The sequence below is a fragment of the Pseudomonas sp. 2hn genome (genome assembly GCF_019646095.1).
In the GTDB taxonomy this organism is placed as follows: domain Bacteria; phylum Pseudomonadota; class Gammaproteobacteria; order Pseudomonadales; family Pseudomonadaceae; genus Aquipseudomonas; species Aquipseudomonas peradeniyensis.
In genome coordinates this window covers 1,184,629-1,196,442 of record NZ_CP081016.1, presented here as the reverse complement: position 1 = coordinate 1,196,442, position 11,814 = coordinate 1,184,629, and the positions used below count along the sequence as shown (strand labels likewise).

General features: G+C 60.6%; 9 protein-coding genes. 1 reads left to right on the top strand and 8 read right to left on the bottom strand.

Going from position 1 to position 11,814, the window contains the following annotated elements; translation table 11 throughout:
- Positions 1-38 precede the first annotated feature (38 nt).
- The 8 genes from K2O50_RS05555 to xerD form a co-directional block, all read right to left on the bottom strand.
- Complete coding sequence (locus K2O50_RS05555) at positions 39-1,343, bottom strand: homoserine dehydrogenase (protein WP_050704206.1); 1,305 nt, start codon at positions 1,341-1,343, stop codon at positions 39-41.
- A gap of 81 nt (positions 1,344-1,424) precedes the next feature.
- A complete protein-coding gene (locus tag K2O50_RS05550; RefSeq protein ID WP_028691584.1) occupies positions 1,425-2,174 on the bottom strand; it encodes a thioredoxin fold domain-containing protein in 750 nt (249 codons plus the stop codon).
- Positions 2,175-2,350: 176 nt separating this feature from the next.
- Entirely contained in the window at positions 2,351-2,629 is a 279-nt protein-coding gene (locus K2O50_RS05545) for a hypothetical protein (RefSeq protein ID WP_050704205.1), read from the bottom strand.
- An 11-nt stretch (positions 2,630-2,640) separates the two neighbouring features.
- The gene (locus K2O50_RS05540; protein WP_050704204.1) at positions 2,641-3,108 is read right to left on the bottom strand and encodes a hypothetical protein; all 468 of its coding nucleotides are present in this window, start codon (positions 3,106-3,108) and stop codon (positions 2,641-2,643) included.
- Between the two features lie 212 nt (positions 3,109-3,320).
- The gene (locus tag K2O50_RS05535; protein WP_050704203.1) at positions 3,321-3,779 is read right to left on the bottom strand and encodes a hypothetical protein; all 459 of its coding nucleotides are present in this window, start codon (positions 3,777-3,779) and stop codon (positions 3,321-3,323) included.
- Between the two features lie 396 nt (positions 3,780-4,175).
- Complete coding sequence (locus K2O50_RS05530; protein ID WP_218188884.1) at positions 4,176-4,541, bottom strand: hypothetical protein; 366 nt, start codon at positions 4,539-4,541, stop codon at positions 4,176-4,178.
- Positions 4,534-8,910: an RHS repeat-associated core domain-containing protein gene (locus K2O50_RS05525; RefSeq protein WP_259470168.1), complete on the bottom strand. Its 4,377-nt coding sequence runs from the start codon at positions 8,908-8,910 to the stop codon at positions 4,534-4,536. The genes K2O50_RS05530 and K2O50_RS05525 overlap by 8 nt, the downstream gene beginning before the upstream one ends.
- Before the next feature lie 105 nt (positions 8,911-9,015).
- Positions 9,016-9,912: a site-specific tyrosine recombinase XerD gene (xerD, locus tag K2O50_RS05520; protein ID WP_050704202.1), complete on the bottom strand. Its 897-nt coding sequence runs from the start codon at positions 9,910-9,912 to the stop codon at positions 9,016-9,018.
- Positions 9,913-9,980: 68 nt separating this feature from the next.
- Here xerD and K2O50_RS05515 point away from each other — a divergent pair, with 68 nt between their 5' ends.
- Positions 9,981-11,801, top strand: a complete 1,821-nt coding sequence (locus K2O50_RS05515; RefSeq protein WP_050704201.1) for a sodium:proton antiporter — start codon at positions 9,981-9,983, stop codon at positions 11,799-11,801.
- Positions 11,802-11,814 lie beyond the last annotated feature (13 nt).

Below are 11,814 nucleotides of genomic sequence, written 5' to 3'. Positions count from 1 at the left end.
TGCTGGGCGCGGGCCGCCGTCGCGGCCCGCCGCCGGAATTAATTGAGCTGTTCGACGCGGATGCGCACGACCTTGCCGATCACGTCCTGAAGCGCTTCCAGGGCGACGATGGCGTCGTCGATGCGTTGCTCGACCACACGGTGGGTCAGCAGGATCATCGGTACCAGGCCGTCCTGTTCCTCGGCTTCCTTCTGCATGATCGACTCGATGTTGATGCCGCGCTCCGAGAGGATGCTGGCGACCTGGGCCAGCACGCCCGGGTGGTCCTTGGCCTGGATACGCAGATAGTAGGCGCTTTCGCAGGCTTCGATCGGCAGGATCGGGTGGGCCGACAGCGCGTCCGGCTGGAAGGCCAGGTGCGGCACGCGGTTCTCCGGATCGGAAGTCATTGCACGAACCACGTCGACCAGGTCGGCGACCACCGACGACGCGGTCGGCTCCATGCCGGCACCGGCGCCGTAGTACAGGGTGGAACCGGCGGCGTCGCCGTTGACCATCACCGCGTTCATTACGCCGTTGACGTTGGCGATCAGGCGATCGTTGGGGATCAGCGTCGGGTGCACGCGCAGCTCGATGCCGTCGGCGGTGCGACGGGCCACGCCCAGGTGCTTGATACGGTAGCCCAGGGCCTCGGCGTAGTTGACGTCGGCGGTGGTCAGCTGGGTGATGCCCTCGGTGTAGGCCTTGTCGAACTGCAGCGGGATACCGAAGGCGATGGACGCCAGGATGGTCAGCTTGTGCGCGGCGTCGATGCCTTCGACGTCGAAGGTCGGGTCGGCCTCGGCATAACCCAGCGCCTGGGCTTCGGCCAGCACGTCGGGGAAGGCGCGGCCCTTGTCGCGCATCTCGGTGAGGATGAAGTTGCCGGTGCCGTTGATGATGCCGGCCAGCCAGTTGATGCGGTTGGCCGACAGGCCCTCGCGGATCGCCTTGATCACCGGAATGCCACCGGCCACGGCGGCTTCGAAGGCGACGATGACGCCCTTCTCGCGGGCCTTGGCGAAGATCTCGTTGCCGTGCACGGCAATCAGCGCCTTGTTGGCGGTGACCACGTGCTTGCCGTTCTCGATGGCCTTGAGCACCAGGTCGCGGGCGATGGTGTAGCCGCCGATCAGCTCGATGACGATATCGATCTCGGGGTTGCTCGCGACTTCGAACACATCAGCGGTAATGGGGGTACCGGTAATCTGGCAGTTCGGGTTCTGCGAGCGCATGGCAATCTGTGCCACTTCAATACCGCGCCCGGCACGGCGGGCGATCTCCTCGGCGTTGCGCTGAAGTACATTGAAGGTTCCGCCACCGACGGTCCCCAACCCACAGATGCCTACTTTGACCGGTTTCACTGTGAACTCCCCATAGAACGGCCGGCACCTGCGCCGACCGTGAAACATGCCGTCACCCCATGACGACGGCGTCTGAATTGATTACTTGCTCTCGGCCAGGGCCAGCTTGGCCACTTGCGGCGCCGGCTGGTAACCCGGAATCACCTGGCCATTCTGTAGAACGATCGCCGGCGTGCCATTTACACCAATCGATTGGCCCAGCTGGAATTGCTTGCTGACCGGGTTGGCACACTTGGCGGCCTTGATCTCCTTGCCGTCGACCATCTTGTCCAGCGCCGCGCGGCGATCGCTGGAGCACCATACCGCCTGCAGCTGCTCGTCACCCGGCGAACCCAGGCCCTGGCGCGGGAAGGCGACGTAGCGCACTTCGATACCACGGCGGTTGAGTTCCGGCACTTCGGCGTGCAGCTTGTGGCAGTACGGGCAGGTGGTGTCGGTGAACACGGTGATGTGCGACTTGGTTTCACCCTTGGCCGGGTAGACCACCATCTCGCCGACCGGAATGCCGTTGATCAGCTTGGCAATGCCCTGGCGCTCGGTCTTCTCGGTGAGGTTGACCGGCTTGCCGTCCTGGATCTGGAACAGGTAGCCCTGCATGACGAACTGGCCGTCGGCGCTGGCGTACAGCACGCGACCGCCCTGCAGCTTGACTTCGTACAGGCCATTGAGCGGGCTGCTGCTGACGCTCTCGACAGGCACTTCCAGCTCGAGGTTCTGCAAGGACTTGCGGATCGCCTGCTCGGCACCGGCATTGGCATCGGTGGCCGCGGCGACGGCAAAGGTACTGGCCAACGCCAGGGCGGCGGCGGCGAAAATCTGGGTCACGCGCATGGGGTACTCCTGAAGGCGGACGGGGCCGGATGCAGCACGCCCGTACTGAAAACGGGGTGTCATTGCGGCCCTCGGTGCAAACCGTCCAAGCCTACCACAGAAGCGGCGGCGGTCGAGGCGTGCTCGATCGGGAGCGCAAGGCTGCGTGCGCCAGGGGGCGGCGGTTACCTCGGCTATCAATCACCGTCTACCAGCAAGACCTCATCTGCATCACTGGAAACTTTCAGAAAATCAACCAAAGCAAGCACATCGCGATCAATGTCCTGCAACAGCAGCGCAATCAACATCTTCTGCTGCCTGGGATAAATCCTGGATCGCCCATAAGGATCGATATAAAGCCCCGTCTTTTCACGCAACTCAATAAATGCGCCCTGCACACGCTTCACCTCAGCGTCACTCAGTTGAAGGTAGGGCTTGTCGCCTAGCGTGTCCGACAGATAGGAGATGTCCAGCATTTCGAAAACCTTTAACCTTTACTTGAATCAACCGAAAAGCAGCTTACGAGATCGCTGTCAAGCGCATAGACAAACTTTAGTGAAAATGAACTCATCCAGTGATTGATGAGCCTTATCGCGCCATGCCTGTCCTGAGCTAATTGCTGCGTACTGAAGTAACTGTTTTTCGACTTGTTCTTGTACAAGGAAAAAGTGAGTTCATAGCTGACAAGCGATACGTCCCTGCCAGATGGACGACACCAGACATCAATGGTTGCTTTGATCTGACTACGCTCACCCGTAACGCATTCGCTGAACGCATAAAAAATATCGGCGTCGAAAAAATTCGCGCGAACCATCATTTGCTCAAGCGGATTATCGATCCTATCAAGGATATTGGGATCAGCGTCAATGAAGTTATTCTTGACCACTGCCCAGCCAGCCGGCATCTGCAAAAAAGCCAACGGGTGGTTTAAAGCCAGGCGTTGAACTATATTCATTTTTTACCTTCGTCAGCGGATGCTCACCCAGTCGTTACAGCGGGAACAACTAAACCACCTAAACCAATGCACTGCGACCTCCACTGTCTTTCTCATATATCCAACCTCCACAGGCTATCCGCCGAGCCCGCTTTGGTTCGACTTTTGTGCAGCGCTCAGGTCAATTGTACGCGGCGTAGAATAGCGCGCAGTTGATTCGCCAATTCATGATGTTACCGACGAATTTTGTTCAGGTTTCCCAGTACGTAGTCGCAATTACCTTTGGCGTCAGGCTCTATCCCCTTCAACCGGGTGAAAAATTTGCGTGCGTGCTCGCTCATGACCCTGACAAATTCATCTTTATCAACTGCAACAGAAACCTCACTATGGCAGGTGACGCTCACCTGCAGACGACCGTTGCTGGGGGTCAAATTGACTTCGATGGGCTGGTCAGGAAAATAACATCTAAACGATTTGCCTTCACTGATCTGTAGCAATCCTTCTGACAAATAGCTCCACAGGTCGTCGACGTAATCAAACATGCTTTTATCAATAAGCGGTGTACCATCAATGGTAAGAACCAGAGCCCCTTCGATAGACGCCTGGCCATTGAACCTGCCTTGATATTCGAAGAAGTCGGAAAACCGTTCACCCGTCTTCACATAGGTTTCAATAATAATTCTATTCTTCATCTTGGATATAATTGTCCTACTCTGCCGCTATTAAGCCCAACCACATACTCTACGCCCCCGGAAGTACCACTGATCTGGTACTTACCAACAGTACCCTTACCGACCAACACACCTCTATTCTGCCTCATGACATCGCGAACAACACTCGAAACATCTTGGATCGATTTTTCAGCATCGGCATGCTGTTGATAACCCGGTTGGTGACCTCGCCGAACGGAGCTTAGTCGCCGGACCAGCGCAGCTGGCCCTGCTCGTTGGTGCACTCCAGCGGGGCGCTGTTCAGGTCGCAGTGCAGCTACAGGAATCCCGCTCACCATAGGCCGTGTTTAGTTGAACGGAGATTAAATAATAAACCTGGAGAATCAGAATCTCTTTCCCGGCTTATTAAAAATTCATCTAAAAATATTTAATATCATATTTTCCAACCACATCGAAAACATGATCATAAGTGCTAAGAACTATATGCTGGAGCCCATCTCCATCTATGTTATCTATCAAATCAAAGCTCGACAGAGAGTGTTTTTCATATGGATAATCATCCATTTTATACACAGACATACTTTTAATATCACTAAACAAAAACTCAACATTAACATCAGGTGCATCTGTAATCATTGGCTTGCAGGAACGCAAAGACAACGATGCTTTAATGACAAACTTAAAAGGATAGAGTATTAATTCAGTCCCTGAAATAACCAAAGCATCTCGCCCATAAATCAGACCATATTTTGTTTCTATTGCCTTAACATTCATATTAGCCACAACCTCTTGTCCTTATCGATTTACCACCATCACCAGTTGAAAACCTTCGATCAAGATTTATTTTAGACAATTCCTCTGAAGTTGCCCATCTGGATGGGATTTTGGATACACCAGCTTCTTTCGCTGCGTACAGCCTTCTATTATCCAAGCTAAACACTGAATCTTTATGTGCTCCTTGAGACAATAAGCGCTCTTGAACATTGGCAGGTAAATCCCGCATCCTGACTTTTCTGATTGGCTCAAGTTCATTTATATACAAGGGATCATTTATAAGTCTATGTGTCAATCCATTAACACTTCTTCCATCCTCAAACACACCATTAATACTGTCTTGTGAGAATAAAATCGTTTTAGGACTAACAGGAGATAATCCAAGCGGATCAACCCACCCGTTCGGATTCGGCGCATACTGATAAAGATTCGTGCCACCCAGCAACCCTATCGGATCCGGCTGCGTGAACCGCCCGACATCCGGATCATAAAACCGAAACGTGTTGTAGTGCAGACCCGTCTCACGGTCCAGGTACTGACCCTGAAACCTGAGGTGCTGCCCTTCGATGAAATGCGCCTCACGCACCTCCTGCAGGGTATTGCCCCAGACCTGATAGCGCGCCTGCCAGACCGCCTCGCCACTGTCATCCGTCAGCTGTTCGGGCAGGCCATTGAGATCGTTATGGTAGTAACGCACCTGCTGGTGCTGCCCCATACCGTCAACCCGAGCCAAGGGTTCGTGGCTGTCTTCGACATACAGGTAAAGGCTGGTCTGGCTGTAGCGATGCTCCTGCAACAAGCGCAGGCCATCCCAGGCGAAACGGGTCTGGTCGAGCAGATTGCCCTGATCGTTGTATTCGCTTTTCTCGACACGCCGCCCGAGCGGGTCGTAGCGCATGTTCAGTATCCGTTCGCGCCCACCGTGCTGGCTGCGCACCTGGATCAGGCGGTGCTCGGCGTCGTAGCTGAAGTGCTGGATGCCACGCCGACTGCTGCGTTTCTCGATCAGGCGGCCGAAGCCGTCGTAGCGGTAGCGTTTGTCCTGGTAGGTGAGCAAGCGGTTATGGCGTACCAGGCCGATGCCGGCCTGGGGGCCGTCGAGCAGGTTGGCAGCAGCGTCGTAGGCGAAGGTTTCGCTCTGGCCCTGGCCAGCGTCCTGGCTGGCCATGATCCGGCCGCTGGCATCGTAGTGCAGCAATTGCTGGTGCTGGCTGCCGGGCTGCTGGTTGAAACGGCCGATCAGGTTGTCTGCCGAGTCGAAATCGAAGCGTTGCTGTACCGTAGCCGGCAGTTGCGGCGGCTGGTGGTTGGGGCGGCGCAGGCGTGAGCGCAAACGACCGCTGCGGTCGTACTCGCTGCGGGTGCTGACCCGGCCCTGGGTGCGCAGCACTTCACGGTGCAGGCGGTCGCGTTCGAAATCGCTGATCACCTTGCCGTCGAGGTTGAGCTGGTGCAGATGGCCGCTGCCGTAGTACAGGCGGTTGAGCCAGCGGCCGTCGGGCAGCTGGGTCTGGATCAGGTTGCCGAGTTCGTCGTAGTGATGTTGCAGCACACCATTGGCGCTGTGCTCTTCCAGCAATTGGCCGAGGGCATCGTAAGCGAAATCCAGTTGCTCGCTGTTGCCTGCCTTGTCGGTGAAGCTGATTGCCGTCAGTTGATCAAGGGGATCGTAGCTGTACTGGGTTTCACCATCGTCGGTGCGCTTTTTGATCAAGCGCCCGACGGCATCCCGGTGCAATTGATGAATGATCGCTTCAGCATCGCCTTGGGGGGCGGGGAGGTACTCAACGCAACTGAGGTTATCCAGCCGGTCGTAGTGATAGCGGCTGGCGCTGCCGTCCAGATCCTGCTGTTCAGTCAGGCGATCAGCCAGGTCCCAGCTGAACCTGTAGCTTTCGCTATTTTCATTGGTCAGCGCCAGCAGCCGCCCGTAGGCGTCGTAACTGAACTGCACCCGCCGACCATGCGGATCGATACGCTGCTGCACCTGGCCACGCCGGTTATAGCGGTATTGGGTAGAGTGCCCGGCGGGGTCGGTATAGCTGTTGAGCTGGCCGTTGCGATCGAGCTGATAGTGCTCACTGCGCCCATCGGGCAATTGCGAGCCGAGCAATCGGCCCTGGGCATCGTACTGGTACTCGGTACGTTCGCCGAGGGCATCGGTGACCGCCTGCAGATGCCCGCGCCGGTCATAGCTGAAGCGGGTCGGATACCCCGAACAATCGACCTGCTCAATCAGCAGGCCCAATTCGTTCCAGCGCAGGTGCTTGTGCTTGCCCGCCGCATCGATGATCTCCACCACCTGGCCGCGTTGGTCATAGCGGTAGCGGGTGGTGTGACCCAGCGGGTCGGTTTCGCTGCTGCAGTTGCCGCGCTGGTCGTAGCGATAGCGCCAACGCCTGCCGGCCTTGTCGGTCTGTACCCGGGGCAGCGACCAGTGTTCCAGCCATTGGGTCGCCTCGCTGCGACCCAGTGGGTCGATGCTTTCGCAGAGGTTACCGGACTCATCGTACAGGTACTGCCATTGCCCGCCTTGCGGGTCGGTAGCGCCCAGCAGCTGGCGTTCGTCGTTCCACTCGAAACGCCAGGTGTGGCCGAGAGCATCGGTGTACTGGGTGATCTGGTACTGCGGGTTCCAATAGCGTGTGCTGACCCGCTGCAAACCGTCGGTGACCCGGGTGATGCCAGCCTCGATATCGTAGTCGAAGTGGTATTCGTCGCCGTCGTCGGTCCAGTGTCGGACCACGCGCCAGTCGTCTGCAGCACGAGTCCACTCATAGAAACAGCGCAGGCCGCTGGGCAGTTGGTGTTCGACCATGCGCCGGCCCTGGTCATAGACGAAGCGCCGTTGCACCTGGCCGCTGGCGTCGCGGACTTCGGCCAAGTCGCCATTGCTGTCATAGGCATAGCTGACCAGCAGCTCGTTCGACTCGTCGCTGTACCATCGCTCGATATGGCTGACCCGGGCTGGCCATTGGCTGCTGTAAACCACCTGCACCTGGACCACATCGAAGGTATCGCGCAGCCTGAGCAAGCGGCCGTTGCTGTCGTAGTCCAGGTAGATGCGGTTGTCGTTGCGGTCACCCAGTTGCGTCAGGCGCAGGCGCTGCGGATTGTTCGGGGTGGGTTGGAACAGGCGATAGAGACCGTCGACGCTTTCGATCAGCAGCTCGCCATTGTGCGCGCGACGGACGCTGAGGCCTTCGCCGGCGCTAAACACGGCATCACCACGAGGGATATGGCCCATGTCGACGACCCGTGCCTGCTCGTCGGTGAACAGCAGGCGCTCGCCGCCTTCAGGATGCGCTTCGATAGCGACGAAGACTTCGTAATCGACGCTCCAGCCAGCACCGAACAAGCCGTCGCGGCGTTCATCCCGGCTATTGTAGTAGCGCTGCCAGTCCAACGGGATCAAGCCCGGAAGGCTGAAATCAAGCTCGGCTTCGCCGCTCAACAGTTTGGCGCCAGTGGCGCTGTGGACCGGGTTGGGCGAGCCGGCGATGGCGCTGGTGATCGCCCCGGTCACCTGGCTGGTGACGGCGCTGCCGATGCCGCCAATCACCATGCAGCCGAATTTGCTGTAGAACTTGCCGCCGCGCCCGCGCAGCATCATCAAGGCGGTAATCGCCAAGCCGATGCCCGGGGTCTTGCCGCTGCGAATCTCGCGGACCACGATCGAGTCGCCGCCGATGCGCACATTATCGGAGACCAGCCCGGCGTCGACGATCACCGCCTCGCAGGTGCTGCGATCGCCGCTGCGACAGGCCGGGTGACCGTTGATGGTGACCTTGCTCGAGCCTTCTGCCAGGTACTGCGGCGGCATCGGCGGATGCTTGCTGCAGAGGATCTTGTCGTCGTCGGCAGGCTCGGTGTTCGGCGCCGGGCTGGCGACCGTAGGCCGCCACATCTGCGAGAAAAAGCCCTTGGCCATGTCGAGGAAGCTCTCTTCCTCCTCCTCGGCCGGCGGCTGAGCCGCGTCGCTGCCGGCGGGCGCAGCGGCGGCAACGATGACGCCGGCAGCGCGGGCGGCCGGTTTGCCATTGGTGCGGGTATTCTTCGAGCCGGTGAGGATGTTGGCTTGCACCGAGGGCGGGAACAGGAAGTTGCCGATGCCCTCGCATAAACGGCTCAAGCCCTTGTCGGCCCCGGTCTTGCTCATGACCACGCCGACCACGATGCCCACCACCGCTCCGAGCACGAAGCAGCCGAGGCCGCCAGTGGCCACGGTCAGGCCCAACGCCGCGGTTACCGCCGCGGTGGCCAGCATACCGATGGCGACGTTGGCGGCCACTTCCAGCACACCGCTGACGATGTCGGCCATCATCGAAGTGTGCATCAGCGCATCGCCCTCGCGGGCGGCCCACAGGGCGTCAGACATTACTGACCGGCAACGGCACGGCTGCAGGCCACTTGAACCTGGTCATGCTTGATTTCCATATCGAGCGTTTGAGGTGTCGATATTTGCTGGATGATCGCCCGAGCGTCAACCTCGAGGGTGATGCAAAGCGTGTAGTTCCTGCAGCCGCGCCTTGGCCACATGGGTGTAGATCTGCGTGGTGGACAGGTCGCTGTGGCCCAGCAGCATCTGCACCACGCGCAGGTCGGCGCCATGGTTGAGCAGGTGGGTGGCAAAGGCGTGGCGCAGCGTGTGCGGCGACAGCGGCTTGTCGATGCCGGCCACCCGCGCCTGGTGCTTGATGCGGTGCCAGAAGGTCTGGCGGGTCATCTGCTCGCCGCGCTGGCTGGGGAACAGCACGTCGCTGGGGCGCCCGCCCAGCAGCTCGGCGCGGCCATCGCGCAGGTAGCGCTCGATCCACACCACCGCCTCCTCGCCCATCGGCACCAGGCGTTCCTTGCTGCCCTTGCCCATCACCCGCAGCACGCCCTGGCGCAGGTTGACCTGGTCCAGGGTCAGGCTGACCAGCTCGGTCACCCGCAGGCCGCAGGCATAGAGCACCTCGAGCATGGCACGGTCGCGCTGGCCGATGGCTTCGCCGAGGTCCGGCGCCTGCAGCAGGGCCTCGACATCGGCCTCCGACAGCGACTTGGGCAGGGGCCGGCCCAGTTGCGGCATGTCCACCTGCAGCGTCGGGTCGACTGCGACCAGCCGCTCGCGCAGCAGGTAACGGAAGAACCCGCGCACCCCGGAAAGAAAGCGCGCGGTCGAACGCGGCTTGTAGCCCTGGTCGAAACGCCAGGCCAGGTGGTCGAGGATCAGCTCACGCCCGGCATCGGGCAGTGCCACGCCATGCTCCTGCAGCCAGCCATTGAACAGCGCCAGGTCGCTGCGATACGAAGCGCGGGTGTTGTCGGACAGCCCCTTCTCCAGCCAGAGGGCATCGAGGAACTGGTCGATCAGGGGGTGGTCCAGTGCAGGCATGAAGACTCGGTGGCAAACGACGAAATGACGCTTAGTCTTTCATAACACGGCATGCAGAGGGAGCCCGCGTGAACGAACAACAGATTCTTTTGAGTGTCGGTGGCATCGGCGCTGCCGCCCTGCTCTGCCAATGGCTGGCCTGGCGCCTGAAGCTGCCGGCGATCCTGTTCCTGCTGCTGTGCGGCATCCTCGCGGGGCCCGTGCTGGGCTGGCTGCAGCCGCAGGCGCTGTTCGGCCCGCTGCTGATGCCGCTGGTGTCGCTGGCGGTGGCGCTGATCCTGTTCGAAGGCAGCCTGACCCTGCACCTGTCGCAATGGCGCGAGATCGGCAGCGTGGTTCATCGCCTGGTCACCGTCGGCGCGCTGAGCACCTGGCTGGTGATTGCCCTGGCCACCCACTGGCTGCTGGGTTTCGACTGGCCCCTGGCGATCCTGTTCGGCACCTTGACCCTGGTCACTGGCCCCACGGTGATCGTGCCCATGCTGCGGGTAGTGCGGCCGAAGGCGGCGATCGCCAACATCCTGCGCTGGGAAGGCATCGTCATCGACCCGATCGGCGCGCTGCTGGCGGTGGTGGTGTACAGCTTCATCATCGCCAGCGCCGCCGGCGAAGGCCTCAGCCACAGCCTGGCGACCTTTGCCGGGGTGATCTTCTGCGGCAGTGCGCTGGGCGTTGCCGGTGGCTGGCTGCTCGGGCAGGTCATGCGCGAGCAGTGGCTGCCGGAATACCTGCACAACCTGGCCTCGCTGGCGGCGGTGCTGGGCATCTTCATCGCCGCCAACCAGATCGTCCATGAATCGGGCCTGCTGGCAGTCACGGTCATGGGCATGTGGCTGGCCAACATGCCCGGCGTGGACGTGCGGCAGATCCTGCATTTCAAGGAAAACCTCAGCGTGCTGCTGATCTCCGGCCTGTTCATCCTCCTGGCCGCGCGGCTCGACCTGCACGCGCTGTTGGCCCTGGGGCCGGCGGTGCTGGCGCTGCTGCTGGTGATCCAGTTGCTGGCACGGCCGCTGAACGTCCTGCTGTCGACCCTGGGCTCGCCGCTGAGCTGGCGGGAGCGGGCATTGCTGGCCTGGATCGCGCCACGGGGCATCGTGGCCGCGGCCGTGTCGGCGATCTTCGCCATTCGCCTGGACCAGGCCGGGCACGACGGCGCGCTGCTGCTGGTGCCGCTGACCTTCGCCGTGATCATCGGCACCGTGGTGCTGCAAAGCGCTACCGCCAGGCCCCTGGCCCGCCTGCTGAAGGTAGCGGAACCTGCGCCGAGCGGGTTTCTCGTGGTCGGCGCCAACCCGCCTGCGCGGGCAGTCGCCAAGGCCCTGCAGCAACTGGGCTGTCGGGTGCTGCTGACCGACTCGAGCTGGGAGAACATCCGCGCCGCGCGCATGGACAACCTGCCGACCTACTTCGGCAACCCCGCCTCGCAGCACGCCGACGCCCACCTCGACCTGGTCGGCCTGGGCCATCTGCTGGGGCTGTCACCGGCGGGCGAGCTCAATGCCCTGGCCTGTGCGCGTTTTCGCCATGACTTCGGCCAAGGCCGGTTGTTCGTGCTGGCCAGCGGCCTGGAAAAACAGCGCAGCGACAAGCACCGGGCCAGCGAGGAGCATCGCGGGCAATTGCTCGGGTCAAGCCCGATGACCTATGGACAGCTGGCCAAGCTGCTGCACCAGGGTGCCGAGCTGTACAGCACCACGCTGACCGAGGCCTTCGGCTGGAGCGACTACCAGCAACTGCATGGCCCGCGGGCCACGCTGCTGTTCGCCCGGGACGGGCAAGGCTGGGTACATGTGGCCAGCCCGGACAATCCGCTCAAGCCGCAGCCTGGGTGGACATTGGTGGCACTGGTGGAGCCGGAGCTGACCGAGCAGCCTGTGGCGCATTGATCCATGAATGGCC

Coding starts and splice junctions, on each gene's coding strand:
- K2O50_RS05550 (WP_028691584.1), bottom strand. CDS start 2,174: ATGCGCGTGACCCAGATTTTCGCCGCCGCCGCCCTGGCGTTGGCCAGT.
- K2O50_RS05545 (WP_050704205.1), bottom strand. CDS start 2,629: ATGCTGGACATCTCCTATCTGTCGGACACGCTAGGCGACAAGCCCTAC.
- K2O50_RS05540 (WP_050704204.1), bottom strand. CDS start 3,108: ATGAATATAGTTCAACGCCTGGCTTTAAACCACCCGTTGGCTTTTTTG.
- K2O50_RS05535 (WP_050704203.1), bottom strand. CDS start 3,779: ATGAAGAATAGAATTATTATTGAAACCTATGTGAAGACGGGTGAACGG.
- K2O50_RS05525 (WP_259470168.1), bottom strand. CDS start 8,910: ATGTCTGACGCCCTGTGGGCCGCCCGCGAGGGCGATGCGCTGATGCAC.
- xerD (WP_050704202.1), bottom strand. CDS start 9,912: ATGCCTGCACTGGACCACCCCCTGATCGACCAGTTCCTCGATGCCCTC.